22 protein-coding genes are annotated in these 19,966 nt (G+C 42.9%); 13 read left to right on the top strand and 9 right to left on the bottom strand.

Annotation, left to right across the window (positions count from 1 at the left end; translation table 11 throughout):
- Nucleotides 1–37 precede the first annotated feature (37 nt).
- From AACT52_RS01490 to AACT52_RS01465, 6 genes are all read left to right on the top strand, one after another.
- Entirely contained in the window at nucleotides 38–388 is a 351-nt protein-coding gene (locus tag AACT52_RS01490) for a hypothetical protein (RefSeq protein WP_073629110.1), read from the top strand.
- A 111-nt stretch (nucleotides 389–499) separates the two neighbouring features.
- Complete coding sequence (locus AACT52_RS01485; RefSeq protein ID WP_073629108.1) at nucleotides 500–856, top strand: hypothetical protein; 357 nt, start codon at nucleotides 500–502, stop codon at nucleotides 854–856.
- A gap of 116 nt (nucleotides 857–972) precedes the next feature.
- On the top strand, nucleotides 973–1,302 hold the full coding sequence (locus AACT52_RS01480; RefSeq protein ID WP_073629106.1) for a hypothetical protein: 330 nt from the start codon (nucleotides 973–975) through the stop codon (nucleotides 1,300–1,302).
- 299 nt (nucleotides 1,303–1,601) lie between these two features.
- Nucleotides 1,602–1,970 carry a hypothetical protein gene (locus AACT52_RS01475; RefSeq protein ID WP_073629104.1) on the top strand — a complete coding sequence of 123 codons (369 nt, stop codon included), beginning with the start codon at nucleotides 1,602–1,604 and terminating at the stop codon, nucleotides 1,968–1,970.
- Nucleotides 1,971–1,986: 16 nt separating this feature from the next.
- Nucleotides 1,987–2,352 (top strand): hypothetical protein, encoded by a 366-nt coding sequence (locus tag AACT52_RS01470; protein WP_073629102.1) that lies wholly within the window; start codon nucleotides 1,987–1,989, stop codon nucleotides 2,350–2,352.
- A gap of 254 nt (nucleotides 2,353–2,606) precedes the next feature.
- Nucleotides 2,607–3,332 carry a hypothetical protein gene (locus AACT52_RS01465; RefSeq protein WP_198940860.1) on the top strand — a complete coding sequence of 242 codons (726 nt, stop codon included), beginning with the start codon at nucleotides 2,607–2,609 and terminating at the stop codon, nucleotides 3,330–3,332.
- A 216-nt stretch (nucleotides 3,333–3,548) separates the two neighbouring features.
- Here the strand turns inward: AACT52_RS01465 and AACT52_RS01460 are convergent, their stop codons facing one another.
- The 3 genes from AACT52_RS01460 to AACT52_RS01450 form a co-directional block, all read right to left on the bottom strand.
- Complete coding sequence (locus tag AACT52_RS01460) at nucleotides 3,549–4,001, bottom strand: PIN domain-containing protein (protein WP_073629100.1); 453 nt, start codon at nucleotides 3,999–4,001, stop codon at nucleotides 3,549–3,551.
- Nucleotides 4,002–4,955: 954 nt separating this feature from the next.
- Nucleotides 4,956–6,251 (bottom strand): murein transglycosylase A, encoded by a 1,296-nt coding sequence (mltA, locus tag AACT52_RS01455; protein ID WP_096549305.1) that lies wholly within the window; start codon nucleotides 6,249–6,251, stop codon nucleotides 4,956–4,958.
- A 105-nt stretch (nucleotides 6,252–6,356) separates the two neighbouring features.
- Nucleotides 6,357–7,676 carry a proton extrusion protein PcxA gene (locus AACT52_RS01450; protein WP_073629098.1) on the bottom strand — a complete coding sequence of 440 codons (1,320 nt, stop codon included), beginning with the start codon at nucleotides 7,674–7,676 and terminating at the stop codon, nucleotides 6,357–6,359.
- A gap of 87 nt (nucleotides 7,677–7,763) precedes the next feature.
- Between AACT52_RS01450 and AACT52_RS01445 the strand changes: the two genes are divergently transcribed.
- Nucleotides 7,764–10,103: a hypothetical protein gene (locus tag AACT52_RS01445; RefSeq protein ID WP_073629096.1), complete on the top strand. Its 2,340-nt coding sequence runs from the start codon at nucleotides 7,764–7,766 to the stop codon at nucleotides 10,101–10,103.
- A 446-nt stretch (nucleotides 10,104–10,549) separates the two neighbouring features.
- Complete coding sequence (msrA, locus tag AACT52_RS01440; protein WP_073629094.1) at nucleotides 10,550–11,209, top strand: peptide-methionine (S)-S-oxide reductase MsrA; 660 nt, start codon at nucleotides 10,550–10,552, stop codon at nucleotides 11,207–11,209.
- Between the two features lie 46 nt (nucleotides 11,210–11,255).
- Here the strand turns inward: msrA and AACT52_RS01435 are convergent, their stop codons facing one another.
- The 3 genes from AACT52_RS01435 to AACT52_RS01425 form a co-directional block, all read right to left on the bottom strand.
- Complete coding sequence (locus AACT52_RS01435; RefSeq protein ID WP_073629092.1) at nucleotides 11,256–12,440, bottom strand: serine/threonine protein kinase; 1,185 nt, start codon at nucleotides 12,438–12,440, stop codon at nucleotides 11,256–11,258.
- Nucleotides 12,441–12,598: 158 nt separating this feature from the next.
- Complete coding sequence (locus tag AACT52_RS01430; RefSeq protein WP_073629090.1) at nucleotides 12,599–13,978, bottom strand: O-antigen ligase family protein; 1,380 nt, start codon at nucleotides 13,976–13,978, stop codon at nucleotides 12,599–12,601.
- Nucleotides 13,960–14,802, bottom strand: a complete 843-nt coding sequence (locus AACT52_RS01425) for a YaaW family protein (protein WP_073629088.1) — start codon at nucleotides 14,800–14,802, stop codon at nucleotides 13,960–13,962. Before AACT52_RS01425 ends, AACT52_RS01430 begins: the two co-directional genes overlap by 19 nt.
- A gap of 110 nt (nucleotides 14,803–14,912) precedes the next feature.
- Between AACT52_RS01425 and AACT52_RS01420 the strand changes: the two genes are divergently transcribed.
- The gene (locus AACT52_RS01420) at nucleotides 14,913–15,980 is read left to right on the top strand and encodes an NAD(P)/FAD-dependent oxidoreductase (RefSeq protein ID WP_073629086.1); all 1,068 of its coding nucleotides are present in this window, start codon (nucleotides 14,913–14,915) and stop codon (nucleotides 15,978–15,980) included.
- 130 nt (nucleotides 15,981–16,110) lie between these two features.
- Here the strand turns inward: AACT52_RS01420 and AACT52_RS01415 are convergent, their stop codons facing one another.
- The gene (locus AACT52_RS01415) at nucleotides 16,111–16,440 is read right to left on the bottom strand and encodes a DUF3140 domain-containing protein (protein WP_073629084.1); all 330 of its coding nucleotides are present in this window, start codon (nucleotides 16,438–16,440) and stop codon (nucleotides 16,111–16,113) included.
- 9 nt (nucleotides 16,441–16,449) lie between these two features.
- The gene (locus tag AACT52_RS01410) at nucleotides 16,450–16,665 is read right to left on the bottom strand and encodes a hypervirulence associated TUDOR domain-containing protein (RefSeq protein ID WP_073629082.1); all 216 of its coding nucleotides are present in this window, start codon (nucleotides 16,663–16,665) and stop codon (nucleotides 16,450–16,452) included.
- 268 nt (nucleotides 16,666–16,933) lie between these two features.
- Here AACT52_RS01410 and AACT52_RS01405 point away from each other — a divergent pair, with 268 nt between their 5' ends.
- The 3 genes from AACT52_RS01405 (at nucleotide 16,934) to AACT52_RS01395 (ending at nucleotide 17,897) form a co-directional block, all read left to right on the top strand.
- Nucleotides 16,934–17,149, top strand: coding sequence for a hypothetical protein (locus tag AACT52_RS01405; RefSeq protein ID WP_198940859.1), 216 nt, complete (start codon nucleotides 16,934–16,936; stop codon nucleotides 17,147–17,149).
- Nucleotides 17,150–17,280: 131 nt separating this feature from the next.
- A complete protein-coding gene (locus AACT52_RS01400) occupies nucleotides 17,281–17,499 on the top strand; it encodes a hypothetical protein (RefSeq protein ID WP_143172730.1) in 219 nt (72 codons plus the stop codon).
- Nucleotides 17,500–17,645: 146 nt separating this feature from the next.
- Entirely contained in the window at nucleotides 17,646–17,897 is a 252-nt protein-coding gene (locus tag AACT52_RS01395) for a hypothetical protein (RefSeq protein WP_198940858.1), read from the top strand.
- A gap of 295 nt (nucleotides 17,898–18,192) precedes the next feature.
- Here AACT52_RS01395 and psb34 read toward each other — a convergent pair whose 3' ends face one another.
- The gene (gene psb34 / locus AACT52_RS01390) at nucleotides 18,193–18,363 is read right to left on the bottom strand and encodes a photosystem II assembly protein Psb34 (RefSeq protein WP_143172729.1); all 171 of its coding nucleotides are present in this window, start codon (nucleotides 18,361–18,363) and stop codon (nucleotides 18,193–18,195) included.
- Nucleotides 18,364–19,005: 642 nt separating this feature from the next.
- Between psb34 and AACT52_RS01385 the strand changes: the two genes are divergently transcribed.
- Nucleotides 19,006–19,944 (top strand): bestrophin family protein, encoded by a 939-nt coding sequence (locus AACT52_RS01385; RefSeq protein WP_073629078.1) that lies wholly within the window; start codon nucleotides 19,006–19,008, stop codon nucleotides 19,942–19,944.
- The last annotated feature ends 22 nt before the right edge of the window (nucleotides 19,945–19,966 follow it).

Genomic DNA, 19,966 nt, shown 5'->3' with positions numbered 1-19,966 from the left:
TCACAACACACACACAACTAACAAGGTCAAAAAAATTATGTTGAACAAATCTATCGCTTTCGGTTTGCTGGCTGCTGGTTTGATGATTGCTCCTACCGCTGCATTCGCAGGTCAGTCACAGAGTGTTGACCAATACACTGAGCAAAATGGTGCTGCTGTCAACGGTAGTACTACAGTTCAAACTTCCAAAACCAACAGCAGCCAAGTGCAAAATGCAAGAAGCGCTCGCCCTGTCTACAACCACGGTCGCGGTTATGTTCGCACTGGCAGAACTAACCAAGCTCAAGATGCTAAGCAAACCACCGCTCAAAATGGTGCCGCTACTGATGGTTCTTACACTAACCAAGACAGCCGCACCAACAACCGCCAGCGCCAAAACGCTCGCTAGTCTTTGATTTCGTGCAAAGGCGTTGCACACTTGACTGGTAAAAGCGCAACGCCCTTCCCTGACTACAACACATAATCACAACACACACACAACTCACAAGGTCACATCAAAATGTTTAACAAGTCTATCGCTTTCGGTTTGCTGGCTGCTGGTTTGATGATTGCTCCTACCGCTGCATTCGCAGGTCAGTCACAGAGTGTTGACCAATACACTGAGCAAAACGGTGCTGCTACCAACGGTAGTACTACAGTTCAAACCTCCAAAACCAACAGCAGCCAAGTGCAAAACGCAAGAAGCGCTCGCCCTGTCTACAAGTACGGTCATGGTCGCGGTTATGTTCCCACTGGCAGAACTAACCAAGCTCAAGATGCTAAGCAAACCACCGTTCAAAATGGTGCCGCTACTGATGGTTCTTACACTGACCAAGACAGCCGCACTAACAACCGCCAGCGCCAAAACGCTCGCTAGTCATTGATGTCGTGCAAAGGCGTTGCTAAATCTTTGGTAAAAGCTAATTCTTTCGCTATTCAAGCAACGCCAGATCTGTTTGCAACAATCCAATTATAATTTGAGACAAAAATAGTATGGTGAAGAAAACCTATAGCCTGGCTCTCCTAGCCGCTGCTGTGATGGTCATGCCAACTGCAGCTTTCGCAGGCGAAGCCGTTACTCGGCAAGAGATTAATCAAAATGCTGCTGTTAGCGGAGAAAATAGCCGAGTGAATCAAAAGGCTGATCAAAGAAGCATCCAGCAAAGAGCCGGTTACCCAAATGCTGGAAGACAAAATGCTAATCAGCGCATAGACCAAAATGGTGCCGCTATCGATAACAGTACTGTTGACCAATACGCTTCTCAAAACAGCGAGCAGCGGCAACAAAATAGACAATATAAAGTGCGTTCTTTCCGCCGTTAAGCCTCAACTACCAGTCTGTGTTTTTGCTGTTTCAATCTACTGTTAGTGCTGGGTTACGCATCTGCTAAACTTCTGATGAGTTCAACTTCCGAGATACATGAGGCTTCCGGCTAATTAGCCATTAGGCGTTGCTAAATCTATTGACACAACGCCTAATGACTCACCCGCTTGTAGAAAATTGCCAGTGTTTGTTCGCAGTGCGATGGTGTGTTATTGGTGAGGAGTTGACAGAGGTTTTACCGATTTCCTAGCTTGCTATGTAAAAGTCGGTTGTTTTTTAAGAAGAGAGGAATTAAGCCATGCCTGCCAGACAAACAATTTCATTACTAGTAATACTCTCTGCGCTGATTGCATTACCTGTTGGAATTGCTACCGCAGGTGACATTGATGTCGAAGGTAGTACCAGTAGGGTAACAATCGATGACGACGGTGGTATCACAATCAGGAGAAGTCCGACTTACAGAACCACTTATCCTTCGCGGTACCCCAGTTCTAGAAGACAGACTCGACAATACAATCTTGAGCAGCGTCTCCGGAGTTTGAGATATCCTCGCACAACACAGAACCTTTGTAACGGCAGAAGAGTAGTCCGAAACAGCACTGTACGCAGTGGCTCTAATAGCGGAAATAGTACTTACAGTTCGACAACTACAACAACTTGTCAATAATTCTAAGGATGCATACATGAAATCCAAATTACTTTCTCTCGGCTTGTTCTCTTTGACAGCTGTATCTCCCTTGTTTATTCCTTCCTTAACCCCTTCTGCATCAGCAGGATGTGTAGGTGTTAGTGCTGGAACACAAATATCGATTTCCAGAGAAGCACAGCAATCTACAAGAGTCAATCGCCAATTTAGTCCAAATTGTAGCGGTAACAGTGCTACTAGCACAGCAACCCAAGTTTGTGTGAATAATGGTCGCTGCGAACAACGTCGCACTGTCAACCAAAGCATTCAAGGTGGTAACCGCACAGGTTATGACCCTGTAAAAAACATTGAAGTTGATGTCAACGTTCCCGTACACGTTAAATCACCAAGAGCACCTAGGTAGTAGATAACATAGTCAAACAGACTGCTCACCACTAATTTCAGCTATCCGAAGTCCCTAGCAGGCGGGAACTTCGGCTTCATTGCTAGGGACAACTTTTCTTTGGCGAATTTTTTTTGTTGAGTTTACAGCACCAACTAAAATTTTTCTTCTCGCCTAATTTCTTTTTTCAGTATTCAGCAGGTACAGGAAATTTAACAAACAAATAAGTTGGTTTGCCCTGGTACCTGCTGTTTCCTAAATCTGGTTATATGATCATGAGTAAATTAGTGATTCTTGCAGGTTGCCTAGTTCTTGTAACTGTAAGCACAGCTGTAGCACAAACTTTTGTCCGTAGCAATCAGAGTACTTCCTCTGTTGTTGTTCAGACAGACAATGGTAACAGCCACAGCAACCAAAGTACTTCCTCAGTTGTTGTTCAGACAGATCGTGGTAGCAGCCACAACAGCCACAGCAACCAGAGTACTTCGTCTGTTGTTGTTCAAACAGATAGCAGTGACGACGACGAAAGCAGCGAAGATTCTTTTGTTGTTCCAACAGACGACGATGAAGACGAAAACATCCAAGATTCTTCCGTTGTTATTTCATCAGGTAGCAGTAGTGATATGAACAGATCCAGGACATTTTCTAGCCAGCACTCTAGTTCCGGTGATTCCTTCGGATATCAAAAAAGCTCACTCACTCTAAGTGCGGCTAATCTCAGTAAACCCCATATCTTGAGCATTAATACATCAGGTGCTCAAATGACAGGTGAAATTACTGTCAATGGTAAAGTTGTTAAACAAATCAGCAACGACAAAAACGTCAATATTGATTTATCACGTTATCTTTCGGTTGGAGAACAAAAGGTTGAAATTTCAGCCCGTTATAATCCTCCATCATCTTCCGTCAGCGTAGAACTAAGTGGTCCTGGCACCAATGTCACCCAGCAAAACAGTGGCAATGGTGCTTTGAACTACAGTATGGATGTCAGCGTACGCTAGGATGATGCGGTCAATTGTGTAGCAAGCCTGAATTTAAAGTCTCTAGGAGAAAAAATAATGAAAGGTTTGCTGCCCCTATTTTTGAGGAATTCCTTAGGGTTTTTTCGTGCTTGCGTGCGTTACGTTGGTTATAAGCTGTCGCTCTTTTAATGTGCATACAGCTACCAAATGGCATACTTGTCAATACTGGTTTTATTGATTTGGAATTTTGAATTGCTATGAAATAGACCTAGTTGTACGCAGTTGGTTTTCTAGATTGGCACGCACCCACAATTCTGCGACTGACCAAACCCAAAACTTGTTTGGAACTTCGGCAAAATCATCATAGTTGTGAGTGACAATTGCATCTAGTTTTTGATCACTAGCACAAACTAGCTCTACAGCAGATTCAAAATCTTTAATAGGTGAAGAGCGTGCTTGCTGAAGAATAGTCTGATCTACAGTACAAATTTGGATTTTATCTTGCAACCAATTTACGACTATTTCAGCAATCTTTGTATTTCGCAAACGGCTTGCATATGTATATATTTTTTGCCAACCAATATCTGTAACATACATTTGAATCAACGGATGCACTCTATCCAATAATTCACTGACTTCTGCGACACACCCGTTACGATTCATTAAAGCCTCTAATACTAAGTCAGCATCAACTAATATCCTGAACACTTTAAAACCCCATGATTAACCAATTAATATATTGTGAGAAACAAAGTATTGTATCTCACCTCGGTAGGAATATACTTACATACAAACTCAAAGGAGAGTATTTCAGATTTACATACAAGAATTCGTAAAATGCCCAATGCTGGGAAACGTACACTCGCTTTGGTACCATTTTGCTGTTTGGCAAAGATGATCCCCATTTAGTTGGATCAGTAACACTAGGTACGTATGACGCCAGATAAATTTTTGTAGTTCCAAACTGGAACTAAAGTTATTTACACTCAAATTTTAAGCAAGCTTGATATTATATCATTTTGGCGTTATTTAATTTTCACAAGCTTACATATTGTCTAGATCTGAGAATTATAACAATAGCTAGGATTAGCTATTATATCATAAATATGTCAAAGACGTCACAATTCATTAAAAATACCCTGTTCACACTATCAACTTTTATTGGAATTATCAATTAATAATATGAACATAAGTTTAAATAATGAATTTAAAATAACCATATAAATATGGTTGCCCCTTTATTATAAGTGTGATATGTCAAGACGAACAATGACTAAAGTCATGGCTAAACAAACAAAGTCTCCTTGTACAGACTTTTGTCGTTTCCAATGATCTTACGGGATAGGCAAGACGCCTGTCCTTAACAAGGATGAAATTCTTCTTCCTCATTCCTCATTCCTCATTTTTAGACGATGTTTGTAAAGTACCGAGTTGTATCGAGATCCCCCCTAGCCCACACCAGTCCGCAGGGGCGGGACGGACAGTTTGCCCCAGAGGGAAACCCTCCTTGCAACTGTCCTCACCGAACCCCCAAAACAAGGCTGGCTCCCCTTAAAAAGGGGGAAAATAATCTCAAAGTCCTCCTTCTGACGGGGGATTTAGGGGGATCGAAAAGTTTTTGATACATAACTAATCACTTTTAAAACATCCTCTTAGTAAATACTATTTATTAGACTTAAGTAATAAATAATATAACTGCCCATAACTAACGGTCACGCCAGAGCGATCGCCCGCCACCTTACCAGAACCTAGAAAATAATCCACTCTCCCCGCACCTTTAATTGCGCCTCCGGTATCTTGGTCAAGAACATATCTACTTACAATACGATGCTCCATCTTTCCGGTAAGATTATTGACAAAGGGAAAGGGAGCGCGAATCAACGCCAAAGCACCAGGGGGCATAAGGGATTTATCTGTTGCTATTGAGCGTTCTGGTGTCAGCTGTACTCTAATCGAACCTTGAGCCGGCGCACCGTGGTTTTCTTGAAAAAACACAAAGCTGGGATCGCGAGGAATATAGACATTTAACTCTTGTGGATACTTCTGAAAATAGTCGAGGATCTTTGGCATAGTCAGACCCTCAAGCTGTAACTTACCATCGTTCGCGAGTTCTCGCCCAATACTCTTATAGTTGTAAGCAGTGTTACCGGCATAACCGATTGTTGTTTGAGTTCCATCAGGAAGCTGAAGTTTAGCCGAACCTTGAATTTGTGCTTGGTATGGTTCGAGGCGATCGCGAAACCAAAACAACTCTAATCCCCGCAACCGACCTTTTGATACTTGCAAACCATCAGCTCCTTCTAGTTCCAAGCGTGTAGGATGAGGTTTTTGCCATGAGTCAATGTCAGGTGGTAAGCGATAAACAGGATAGCGATATTCTGCGGTGGGAACGCGACTTGCAGCATAAACTGGTTCATAATACGCGGTAAACAACACTGAACCTTTCTTGTCTCTCCCCACCGACTGATAAAAGACAAATTCCTTTGCGATCGCTGCATTAAGTTCGGCGGCTGATTTAGACTTAAGTACCAGTTCCCGGAATCTTTGCAAACTTTTGATCACATGAACGTTTGTAATATCCGCCACCTGATACCGTTGATACGCCGTAGCTGCATTGGTAGAAAACAGATATTGCAAACTTCTATCTACAGCTGTCAACAAAGCCTTTTTATCTGGTGCTTGACTGTTTTCGCCCCATAACTGGTTATCTAGACAAGAACTATCGCCCTTGCAACAAGGAAACGGTGACTTCTGGATAGGTAGCAGTGGAGGTTGCGCTGCTTGCTGTTGAACTGCGGCATCCTGTAATTGTGTTTGAGAGGATACTGGTAATTCCCATTTTGTCACCCTACACTCCAACCTACTCAGTGCTAAATGCCCCAAAGGTTGCATAGGTAATAACACAATTGCAGGAACTATAGGAAGGCTAATAAAGATGGCTGCAAGTGTCTTTTTCATACATTGCGAGTTAGTGGCTGGCTAATGCTGATTATTTGTTAAGTGTGGGGTGTGATGAAAATTGCCTACATCCTACCCCGAACGACTAACCACTAACCCATTTCATCACTCATTCATGTTGTGATATGTAGCAACAGCAGAAGGCGATATGCGATTTAAGTACCGGAATATCCAGTATTTGAATATCGTATCTAAAATCACCGGGAATGTGGCGATAAATAAGAAAATGAAATCATGATTTGCTGGTAATCCCCAATGGCGCGAAATGCCATCTAGAATGACTTCCCAACCATGAGGAGAGTGGAAACCGACAAAAATATCCGTGAACAAAATGATAATAAATGCCTTGGCACTATCACTCAAACCATAGACGACATGGTCGAAGAAGTCTTTGAGTACGGCTATTTCTCGTTTGCTAACGAGCAAAAGCCAGGTGAAAGTCACAATCGATAATATATCTGCAAAAACGTTTTTAATAGCATTAGAACTTGCGCCACGAAACTCTTCAGCAATCTCATGAGCCTTTGTTTTGATCTCATGTTCTAGCTGCTCAGGAGATAGTAATTCGCTAGTACCAAGTAAGTTATTAAACTTTACTCTTTCTTCAAATCTTTCTAGTTCTTGTAGTGCTTCCTCTTCCATTTCATAATTGAGGAAGATGGCAGTTTCTTCCGAATTCCTATTAAAAAAGCGGTCAACAATTGGTCCAACGACCAAGGCTTTTGATAATTGATGAGTCAGGATAGGAACTATGATGAGCAGAAGAAGAAATCTGACAGATATTATTGTTCTTCTTTGTGTACTACGGAAATTTTTAACAACATCTTGTTCCGCCTTGGGATCTAACTCAATTTGCAGACGACTAAAGGTATTGAAAATCGAACGCGGTAGGACTCCTGTTGTATTTGTTTTACTTGTAACTGATTGATTATTTAATTTCGGAATTGATAAATTTGGTTGTTTTAATTGATTTTTTGAGGGTTCTACTACCGTTAAGCTATTGTTTGCAACTTTTGAATCATTGGTATAGATTTCGTCAAATTTATATTTTGCTGTGACTTCATCAATGAATTTGAGCTTTTCTAGAATCAAGGAAAGGTGCGGATACTCTATACCAAATTCCCTTGCGGCTTTTTCATTCTTATCGTTCAGAAACAAACGACTTGCCTTAAACTCTGTTAGCCGCATTCGGATAATTTTCAAGTGTTTTTTAACGTCTGACTCAAAATAATCCATAACACTGCGGCTATACCTAGTTGAGTCAAAGTCTATTTTATTACCATTAAAATGTTCGTCTTCTATCGCCTTAATCTGCAATGCCTCTCTGTAAGCTTGGTCTAGAGAACGCTCTGATGTGCGTAAGTACCACTGGTAAGTTCTTACTAAAAAGGGGTATATTTTTTGACGAAAAACAGAACTAATCATTGTAGGCAATAATCCAGCATTGTTTTAAGAGTCTTAAACATAAGTTAACGTACGAAGTATATTAACAAATCTCCAAGGAGATAATTTGTGAATTCTGATTCCCTCTGGATAACAGGACCTAGCCGCAGCGGTAAGACTGCTCGCTTGGTGAAGCAGTTTTGTAATTGGGTATTCAGTGAAACTGGCAGTAAAGAATCATATTATACGAAAAACCGAGGACAAAAAAATAGCGAGATTATACTAAAACGCTTGTATCTTCATCAAACAGAACCAGGGGTCTTAGCTTTGGCTGCTAATGACGAAAATCGCCGAGATTTGGCGGATAGAATTGTCACGGCAACTGAGGGAAAATATCCAGTACGTTGCAAGACACCTTTAGGTTTTATTCAGGATGAAGTTATTTTATTTTGGCCTTTGCTGATTGAGTCGTTGAAGTTGAAGGCGCAATTTCCAGTACGACTGCGTCCAGAAACTGAACAGGAACTAGCAACCAAGCTTTGGCGTTCCCAATTGGACGAGATGGCTTTGCGTCGCGCTGGAGAAACGTCTGTAGACGCACAGCAGCGCCTTCCGGTACTCAGAACTTCCGGAGAGAATGAGTACCGATTGGTACGCCGCATCTTGGATTTACTGCAATTAGCGGCTTACAGTGGCACAGCTTGTGAAAGAATTGACAATGTTTTGGTAAGTGCAATAGCACAGCAGGACAATGGCATAAACCTAGAACCCGAATTTATAGCATCTTTGCTACTCAATTGGCGTAACTGGTGTCTGGAGAGGGGATTCTTGACATATGGAATTATCACCGAACTTTACGGCAAATACCTCCTGCCAAACCCGATTTACCAGCAACAGCTGACAAAACGCTATCAGGCACTCTTGGCTGATGACGTGCAAGATTACCCCGCCCTATCGCGTCATCTGTTTGAGTTGCTCCTAAAGGGGGGTGCAGTGGGGGCGTTTAGCTACAATCCCGATAGTGTGGTACGTTTGGGACTGGGAGCCGACCCCAACTACTTGGAAGGACTATCAACAGGTTGTCAGCAAGAAACTTTAACTCAACCTCCGTTTTCATGCCTGGCAGATAGCTTAACGACACCGATGCTGGAGCTCATCACAGAACAGGCATTCGGCTTAAGCTTACCACAGGCAGTGCAGTCAATTCAAACGACCTCCCGCGCCCAATTATTACGGCAAACGGCTGAGGTGATTGTTAAAGCTGTAAAACTTGGGCGTGTACAGCCGAACGAAGTGGCGATCATTGCACCAGGCTTGGATGCGATCGCCCGTTACACCCTCACAGAAATCCTCACCAAGCAAAATATCCCAGTACAGCCTGTCAACGACCAACGCCCCCTGATAAGTTCGCCCATCATCAGAGGATTGCTCACCGTCCTTGCGTTCGTTTATCCCGGCTTGGGACGCTTAGTGGATCGAGATGCTGTGGCCCAGATGTTGGTTGTGTTGAGTCGGAGAGTTTCTGGAGTAGCGGGAGAAATTTCTCCTTCATCTCCCTCATCTCCCCCATCCTCCTCATCTCCCCCATCCTCCTCATCCTCCTCATCCCCCTCATTCCCACACATTGACCCCGTCAGGGCGGGATTGATAGCAGATTACTGCTTTGTACCGCATCCAGATAAACCCAATTTGCTGCCCGTAACAGCGTTTGACCGTTGGGATAGACTTGGCTATGCAGCTACTACGGCTTATAGTGAGATTTTGCAGTGGTTAGAGGAGCAGAGAGCGCAGCAGGAGATGCGTTTGATACCCAGTCCGATTTCTCTTTTAGACAGGGCAATTCAGCGCTTTTTGTGGAATGGAAGCAATCTCGCTTATGACCAATTGGCAGCACTGCGAGAATTACTGGAAACTGCCCAACACTACTGGCAAATTGATACAAGATTGCGGCAAACCCACACATATACGGACACGGCGACGCGGGAACACTCAGACGCCCAGAGAGGAAATGTTTCTAAGTCATCACATGAAACAATTGCCGAGTTCATACAACTCCTGCGGCGTGGCACCATTACTGCCAACCCATACCCTGTTCGTCCTTTAGGACCTCAAGCAAACGCTGTCACATTGGCTACTATCTTCCAGTACCGCTCAAGCAGGCGATCGCACCGTTGGCATTTCTGGCTGGATGCTGGTTCGCCTTTGTGGGCAAAAGGCGGTGCAGCAACTTTGTTCGGTGCGCCATTCTTTCTTCAAGAAAGACTGGGCGCACCTTGGACAGTAGAAGATGAACAATTGGCAGAAGAACAACGACTACGAAGAATTCTGGCAGATTTGCTAGCTCGCGTGTCTGAGAAAGTCTATCTGTGTCACAGCGATTTAGCTGTCAATGGGCAAGAGCAACTTGGTCGGCTGTTACCATTAGTACATGCGTGTGTAGCGGTTGTTTCTGAGCCTGCTGGGGTTTAGGATGATCCCCCTTTGTCTTCCTTTATAACGGCAATCTGCAATTGGGTAGTCAAAAATTGAATTATTGTGAGTAAATTCTTGTAGAAGCATGATGAATAGATGTTTAGAACCACAGATGGACACAGATGGACACAGATGAACATTAGTTCATTAACTCAGATCTTCCACCCAACAAGAGCCAGAGGCTCTAATATCTCGTTACCAGGTTGAAAGAGGTAACGAGGGTTTGGAGGCTCTGGCGACTCACTGTTGCAACTCGAGGCTTGATCTCAGTTAACCGATACTTGCACGCTCCTTGCCTGTGAGTGAAAATCCTCCTGGAGTTAAAACTGATGGCTGAAGAGATTTTCCGTGCTGGAAGTTGACAATATAGGACAAATAGATTCCAAAATATTTACAATGTTAAGTAAGGTAAACGTATTTATGAGAAATCAAAGTAAAAATCAATGGTACTATTCGGATTTGGTAAAAAACTAACCCTACCCACTCCTGAGGAAGCTTTACCAGGACGGGCAGAAGAAATGCCAGTACCTAAGCGTCACTATGTCAACGGTAATTCACTCAAGCCCCCATATCCAGGAGGTATGGAAGTGGCAGTTTTTGGCATGGGGTGCTTTTGGGGTGCAGAACGCAAATTCTGGGAACTTGAGGGAGTTTTCAGCACAGCAGTGGGTTACGCGGCTGGAATAACGCCCAACCCCACCTATAAAGAAGTGTGTAGCGGACGCACAGGTCATAATGAAGTGGTGCTAGTCGTCTTTGACCCGAACGTGATCAGTTATTCTGAATTACTCAAAGTCTTTTGGGAAAACCACAATCCCACCCAAGGAATGCGTCAGGGTAACGACGTGGGTACCCAGTACCGTTCAGGAATTTACGTATATTCAGAAGAACAAAAGAAGCAAGCAGAAGCATCGCGGGACGCTTATCAGCAAGCCTTAACCGCCTCAGGTTATGGGGAGATTACCACTGAAATTCTGGATGCTCCTGAGTTTTACTATGCAGAAGATTACCATCAGCAGTATCTGGCGAAAAACCCCAATGGCTATTGTGGGTTAGGGGGAACCAACGTTGCTTGTCCTGTAGGAATTGCTGTCAAGGATTAATCAATGTAGAGACGTAGTATACTACGTCTCTACACAGTTGGGATTTTCAACCAAATGCACGGTTGAGCAAACCAAGAGCGGTGAGCCACAAAATAATGCTGACGGGTGCGCCTACGAGAAGCCCGGCGATCGCCCAACCTCTTTGGTGTTCTTTAAAGTGTTGAATGCTGCGCCAGCGTCTGCTTTTCCAAGCCCATTCATTGCCTTTAGCACCAAGTGCAATGGTGGCTATCCAACCCACTTGCGGTGTAAAACAGAACAAGCCAACCCATACTTGATTAGTCCATAACCACAACCAAGGTAACAGAAATGCTCCCCAATTCCACCCTTTAATTTCATCGGGAATTTGTTCTGTCATATTATTTATACCGCAGCCAGAATTATTAATGACTTCTGGTAGTTGTGACTCTTGCTTTTTGGTAGTCAGACCAGACTTGAGAGCAATGAGTGCTTCCTGAGCTGTGGCAAAGCGTTGCTCTGGTGCTGGTTCCGTCATTTTTTCCAACCAGGAGACAAAACTCGGACTGAGGTTGACTCGGTCAGTAAACTGAATTCGCAAATCGCGCTGAGGCAAATCAGAGGGCGAAGTACCAGTTAACAGATGAATCAAACTGGCTCCCAATGCGTAGAGATCCGATGCAGCAACTGCCCTACCGCCAAATTGTTCCATTGGCGCATAACCATAAGTTCCTACCACAGTGAAGGAAGCTCCCTCCTTTGCGGCTTTATCTTGAACTGCGCCAAAATCAACTAAATAAATCTGATCGTCTTCACCCCAAATTAAATTGCTCGGCTTGATATCCCGATGCAGTACCACTGGATTTAACTCATGTAAAACCGTGAGAATATTTAAAACTTCAACAGCGATTTTCCGCGCTTGCTTTTGTGTAAACCTTTTACCAAGAACTAGCAATTCCTTGAGAGACTCACCAGGTATATATTCTTGCACTAAGCCAAACCAGAGTGCCTGGTCATCAATACAAAAGTAATCAACATACTTGGGAATGCGGGGATGATTGAGTTGTTGGAGAATTTGTGCTTCTCGTTCAAAGAGTTTGAGGTCGTCCCACTGTACAGCACCGCCAAAAGCAAGAATTTTAACCACAACTTGCTTCTTTTGTACATCAGCAGCTTGTAAATCCAATGCTAACCAAGTTTGGCGAATTCCATTGTTACCAAGTAGGCATTGGAGTTGGTAACGATTTTGTAACAATTGTTCTGCTTGCAGCATCTAGCACCTGCTTCATCACCAGCCTAATGTCTCTAATCTAGCTATAACTCTCTAAGAGTGGTAACAGAAATTGTTTAATGCCCACACCCTATGAATTCGCGCTCCAGCATCATTTATTTATGGCGATGTATTCTGCGTTGTTACTCCACACTAAGTTTTTATCTAACTTGAAGCCTTTCGTACTGGTTGTAGCGATACACGACTCCAGAAATTGCAGAAAATAACAACCACGAGAGCGTATTTAAGCGAAAATCAAAGAGACTGACATCTGCTGTATTGAATAGCACCCAGCCTACAAAAACCAGAAGATAACTGAAAAATATCAATTTATCTTCTGCCTCCTCTAGATATTCTGACTTTCGCAATACTTGGACACCTGCAATAAATATCCAAACGAGTAAGCCACAAAATAAAAGAGCGGTGGGAAACCCAGTTTCAGCAAATACCATCAAAAACAAATTGTGGGGATGTCCCAACCAAACGTCCATCTTTGCTTGATAAAGTAGAGTGAAATTGCGTAACCCCCAACCAGTCCAAGGACGCTGCCCAGTCAAAGACAAAGCAAATTGCCACTGTGTTTTGCGTAGTAACGCGACTGGTCTATCAGGATACATTTGGTCGTTTAACCGTGCCCAGAAGAAAGCAGGAACGACCTTACGAAACAATTGAGCCACAGGCGAAGGAGCAAAAGCAGCCAAAAGCACGCTAGTGGCGATACCAGCGACGCCAGCCACAAGAATCCGCCAGCCTTCGTAAAAGGCATAAGCTAAACAAGCAACAATAGCGATCGCCCAAGCATTCCGCGAGTCAGTCAAAATTAATGCCACTAAATTGGCAATCACCGCCACAGTCAGGAAGAGCAAGGTGAGATGGGGAGATGGAGAAGATGAGGAGGATGAGGAAGTTTTCCCCCTTATCTCCCTCATCTCTTTTATCTCCCTTATTCCCCTTATACGCCGATAGTTTTCCACCCACAACCCTAACCCTAGGATAAAAACTATCATCAAATAACCAGCCAACGTGTTGGCGTACATGAATATGGAAGCCATGCGACCTAGTGGTTGTCCTCCAGGTTCTATGTCCCATTCCACGACAAACCATAAAATTCTTATCTTAAAAGACCAATCCAAAAACAACTGCCCAAATCCAAGAATCACCACTGGTAGCGAACTGAACACCAAAATCCAAGACATTTGCCGCAATTGTGCAGGAGTCTGAATCAGGGCGTTGAAGCCAGCAAAAACTATAAAATACGGTAAGAAATTAAATAAACCTAGGAACGCCGCCGTTTTGTCATAAGCAAAGCCAGCGGTGATGATCAGCAATACACTCAGCAGAGCAAACCCCCAGTTAAGGGGGCGGCGAATAATAGTGCGGTATTGAGCGATCCAAGTTCCTAAGGATGCCAAAACTATACCCACAGCTCCAAAAAATGGACTCAGTGGGAAGATGAGCAGTCCCAGTTGGGCGTAATTCCACAAGGATTGCAAACTAGGTTTGGGATGACGAAAAGCTGTTTTCAAGCAGGCTCCCAACATTCAGCACGAGTCAGACGAATTTGAGCTAAGGCGAATATGGTAGGTATGATCCGACCGTAGTTAGTGGCGATCGCTCTCCATCCCAAATCCGCAAAAAACCAACCCCACATCACTGGTCCTACAACAGCAAACACGCTGCGAACTACCCCATATCGAGCCGCACTAACAGCCATACCTCGTTTTGCCATCTGCGCTGCGACATAGTTTTGAAACTGGTTGGTAACCACCCCAGAACCTTGAATTGCCGCTTCTTTGGCAACTTGATATGTAGCAAAATGCAGCGCAAATTGACTAGCGATTTGTTTGAGCAACAATGGCTGGACGACAGAGGTGACAGCGAGGGCGCTACCGCCTTTGAAAAGTAATCCTAGGGGATCTCGCTGCAATGTCAGTGGCAGCGGTTGACTTAATTCTGCTTTAGCAAGCTGGCGCTGTATCCGCACGGTCAATTTTTGCTTATCCTTCGCCGGCAATTTTTTCCATACGTGTCCCAAAAGGTGCAAAAACACCTCAGCTTCTAAATCAACTGTTGTCAGTTCACTAGAATAAGGTATTTTCAAATACTTACACACTTGAATCAGCGCTTGTCGGTAAGTCACCTGCTTTGTGCGTCCCCGCAAGACTGTCATCCCATCTGCTGCCAAAAAACGAAAGCGCTGTTCTAGTGCATCTAACCACGCTTTGCGACCTTGGCTTTGCACGTCTATCGGTTCTGGTGTGTGAACATAATCTAGGGGATTAAACTTACGACTAAACAGAATTGCGGTCAAATCCTGCAATTCTTCCTCGGTTGCTAGCTCTAATACCGCCCTTAGTTCATCCAATTTCCCTTCCTCCCTTCCATACAGCTTTTTCTGTACCTTATTCTACTATTAGCTTTCTGGACTCATAAGTAGTCGTGTCACTTGTCCTTATATTCTTTATTCTTTGACTAATGACTGACGTTGCAGTAATTGGTGCCGGCATAGCGGGTTTAGTTTGCGCCCAGCAATTAACTCAAGCTGGCTATTCCGTGCGAATTGTAGAAAAATCCCGTGGTTTAGGAGGACGAGTCGCCACACGCCGATTATATGGCACTTGCGCGGATCATGGGGCGTGTTACCTCAAGCCAAAAGGCGAACTTTTCGGACGTTTACTTGAATTGTTACACCAACGTCATGTCCTCGAAGTCTGGACAGATACGGTTTACGATTTCAAATCTGGTTCAGGGCTTACTATTGCCAACACCTCACCCCCCACTCCTCGATATGTTGCCCCTGGGGGAATGAGTGCTATTGCCAAATTTCTGGCTCAAGATTTAGAAATCTTGCTGAATCAGCGTGTCATAGCCATCACTCCTACCCCCGAAAACTCTTGGCGTCTGACTTTAGAATCCAGCAATGAAGAATTAACAGCTACTTCCGTAGTTGTCGCCATTCCTGCACCACAAGCTTTAATGCTGTTGGAACCCTTAGGGGAAACTCTACTAGGCACAGCATTTCTGAATAACCTGCGTTCTGTAGAATTCTACCCCTGCCTCAGTGTTATGGCTGGATATCCTTCCACTTCCCAACCACTTCCACATTGGAAAGCCCTGAATTTTGTAGATGATGCTGATTTAGCATGGATTGGCTTAGATAGCAGCAAACGTCCAAGCCCTGAACAACCCGTTTTCGTCGTGCAAAGTAGCGCTGCTTTTGCTCAGCGTCATGATCAAACCCAGGATTTACACCCAGTAGGACAGTATATAGTGCAACGTGCATCTGAGTGGCTGCTTCCTTGGCTAGATACCCCCGAATGGATACAAGTACATCGCTGGCGGTATGCCTTTCCTAGCCGTTCTTTGCAGGAAGCGTGTTTACCTGCTAACTCTTCTTTACCTTTGATATGTTGTGGTGATTGGTGTGGCGGAAATCTTGTGGAAGGTGCAATGCTTTCTGGGCTAGCGGCTGCTGAGGAAATTAACAATTACCTACGTCATTTACCTCTACCCAAAGAGAGTTTTTTAAACTTTTTGTCTTGAATAATTTTATTTACTTTTTCGGTCTATTGTAGTTGCGCGTCTATCCTAAAAATGGTGCCTAATGAAGTCTGAAATTGACTAAATGCATCAATTTAGAGTAGAAACGCTACTACGGGTTTAAGATTATCTTTTATTTTAACGGGTCGTGTCCCCAATTCATTAACGAGTAGCGCCAGCGTGTATGCTCAACATCGCCATCCGGTTGCTGTGCTGAATGGCGGTGGATGTAACTGATGACTTTTTTCATATGCGCTAAATCATCATCAGTGTAGTCATCTTTTTTCTTTTGCAATAATTCGACGATGCGCTTACCAGATTTATGTCCGATGGATTCATCGTCTCCATCTTTTTGCCCAACCGATTGAGAATCTTCAGTTTCTAGCCAAGATTCCAGTTCCTTTGTTGTCATATTGACTGAGGAGTTGAACTCGTCTATCACTGATTTGACATCTTTACTCATAACGTTGCATTACTCCTCAATTTTCTCTAAGGACTCAGGTTTGTGAGCGGCTTCTTTTCCAGTTTTGTCACTTTTAACCAAGTACTCAGGGTTATCTTTGGAGGCGGCGACATGATGTCCTTTAATATCTGTAGGTGAAGTGAGTTTCTTTTCCACCTCTCCAGTTGTTTCTCCTCGCGAGGTATTCCACTTCACGCGATCGCCTTTTTTCAACTCGTCAGTCACGGGGTTTTCTCCTATTTGAAGTTTTACACCCCTTAATTATGTGTACGGAAATAGACGAATTAATCTTTCTGTTGACAGAAAAAGTGGGGCAATGTTAGCTTGTCCTATGCGAAGCGGTTTGAAGCGGTTTACTGTCTTTTGATGACAGTAGCAAATCTCGTAGCTGAATAGAATGGCGACTTACTTAGTAGGCAAAAGACCCAAAATGCCAACAGTGAAAGTTGAAGTACAACTGTCTTCAAAAGAGTGACTTAAGGCTGTTGAGTAGTTGAACCAGCCAGATTTAGAGCTTTTTGTATCTCAAGTCCTTGCGCTACAAGCACAGCGGAAAGCTTCTAGTTTGCCCCAAGCAGAGGCTGAATTATTAACCCAAGTTGCTAGTGCAGTGCGAATCCACACCAGTGGTAGTCATCTTTGTATCATCTTGCAGTCGTTTAGTATATTTAAAGTTTTGCCACATAACACATATGGTAAAAGTCAATAATGACAGATAATTAATAATCATAACTAAACTAAAAGTCAGAAAAAAAGGGTGTAAATTCCATCGGCTTTTTTAGTGACCTCAATATGCCGGGGTCACTTTTTAGCTTAAATCCCTTATTTCCGCATTTAATAATGAAACAGAAGGATACTGAGTTTATTGAGCATTTCCAAGTCTTAGCCTTAGATGGTAAAAATGACCGAATCTGCTTTATAGTTCCTGAAAATCCATCAAGCAGTAAACCTTGCTGGTGTCGTGCTAATCAACGAATGCGAGTAGGAATGGTAGTCAAAGGCAGATTAGTTCCACAGGATAACCCTGAAATTCTACCTATGCTAGTGATTGAAAATTAGTAAAATTAGTGAAATCCAAAAATCAGGATAATTTTTTCTTCTGTACAGCATCTATATCAAGGTTGAATTATTGTTACTTATATTTGTAGTTTTCATCACATTAAGGAATTAACAATGTAGTGTTGTGTCCCTTGGATTGGATTGTCATGGAACAACGATTTTCGATATCGAATAAGGAGAAAAAGGAGCTATACCACTCTGAACTAGTGAGATATGGCGTTACTTTTGATAAAGCAGCAGAAGCAGCTAAAATCCTAGCATCAGGAAAACCAGATGAGCTTTTGACTGAGAAAGAGATAGAACGAGTGAATGAAGTTTGTGAAGCGTGGTTGTCAAAACACAAGCGTTATAAGAACTTGAACCCGCTTCTAGCAAAACATAAACGGCATTCTCATTAGTCCCACCTCTGGTCACACGAGGGGGGCATCTCTATCTATGGGTCAAGTATTACCTTCAAGTGAAAAGCCTCACTTCTATAAGAAGAAGGAGGCTAGGTATCTTTTCATTGTTTATAACAGAACAGATGTGATGTTTCGAGGCGCTCTATCTCCTTTGTAAGGGTGGAGCGCTTGTCTTTATAAGTATAAATATTACATTAGGGAAACAACAAAAAACCCCGGTGAAAGCAACCGAGGCAACTAAGCGATTAGGAGAAGTCCGAATGACAATTACAGATACTGAAATCCAAAAATTTTAGCTAACGCCCAAGGCAACCAAAACTAGAGTGGTGACGATTAAGGAAGCGAACACGCCTTGTACAACGTATTTGCGTTGTTCCCAAATTGCAGGGTACTCGGCATAGTACATTTTGGGTTCAGTTGCGTAGTTGTTGAGGATACCGTCTTCATTAACAGTGGTATACATAGCTGTTTTCTTTTTAGTTTTTAACTTATGTAAACAAATTTAACAATTTTATTACAAAAAGTCAACAGGGCTTGACAACCAAAGGCTGATGGGGTTAATAGGAATCACTTATCTGAAAATGGGGTTATAGTCCCTAATTCCATAGAAAAATATAGAATTAGTTTGCAAGCGTGACGCAAGACTTGGGTGAACTACTACACCCTTTATCCCGTTGCAGAAAGCATCTGGGAATACTTTGCGAATGATGTTATAAAACTGTGAGAACGCCCCATTGATGGTAATTTCCTCGTCGATGCCAGTCAACCAGGTTCAGGGTTATGACTCTTGGTAAATTTGAGTTATATTTTTGAAGGTATCAAACACTAGCTTTAGCTGAATTCAAAAAATGGAATTCTTTCTTCTTTATGGGACTTCCAACTAAAAAAATCTCCAATTTGTAGTGATGCACCGAAACAATGGTGGGTTACGGCGCACTTTAGTTACCATGTAAAACCTCATCTGTCATGCGCCTAACCCACCCTACATAATGGATAATTTATTTTTTGCTACTCCCTATAACCTTTGGATTTATCTGTGAAATCATTCCGAGTTGTGCGTTCTGCGTTATTCTCATTTCTTCATTAAAGATTTATTTAGGAGAACATGACTGCAGAAAAAATGCAATGGTTGCGAATAGCTTTCCAGCTTAAAGGTTCAGTTATCACAGCAATTTACAAACGCGTTCTCGCATGTGGTATTTTTGGTGTTTTTATTTCTCTACTTTACCATTTTAAACTTCCTGTCTCTCAACCTATTTTAGAAAGTGTTATTCCCAGTATTGTTTTAGGTTTATTACTGGTTTTTCGCACTAATACGGCTTACGAACGCTTTTGGGAAGGAAGAAAAATCTGGGGTAGTATCGTCAACGATGTCCGAAATCTGGCGCGGCAAATTTGGGTATCAATAGATGAAATTAACCCAGAGGATAGAGACAAAAAAATTAGGATTTTACGATTAGTGGTAGCTTTTGCCGTAGCGACAAAGTTACATTTACGGGGAGAACGTGTCAATAAAGAGTTAGAAGAATTAATGTCTATTTCTAAATACCTAACGCTGAAGACAATGAACAATCCTCCTCTAGAGATAGCGTTTTGGATTGGAGATTATCTACAGCTACAGTACAACCGCAATTGTATAAACAGCTATCAGTTGATAGCCATACAAGAATTGTTGAATAGTTTGGTAGATAGTTTAGGGGCTTGCGAACGTATCTTAAAAACACCCATTCCCCTAGCATATGCGATTCATTTGAAGCAATTATTGTTACTTTATTGCCTCTTGTTGCCTTTTCAACTTGTCCATAATCTTGGTTGGTGGACAGGTGCCATTGTCGCCTTGGTTAGTTTTACCTTATTTGGTATTGAAGCGATTGGCTTGGAAATTGAAAATCCCTTTGGTTACGATCCTAACGATTTGCCATTAGACACTATTTGCAACACGATGAAGCGGAATATCGAGGACTTGATCAGTCTGACTCCCAGCGTTCATGTGTATACAGGCAAGGAAATCAGGAATCGGGAGTCGGAAGTTGGAAATGGTTAACTGAAAATCTCCACACTACACC

The organism is Scytonema sp. HK-05 (assembly GCF_963872035.1).
In the GTDB taxonomy this organism is placed as follows: Bacteria; Cyanobacteriota; Cyanobacteriia; order Cyanobacteriales; family Nostocaceae; genus Kalymmatonema.
The sequence above is the reverse complement of the archived record's forward strand: the minus strand, read 5'-3'. Positions and strand labels throughout refer to the sequence as shown.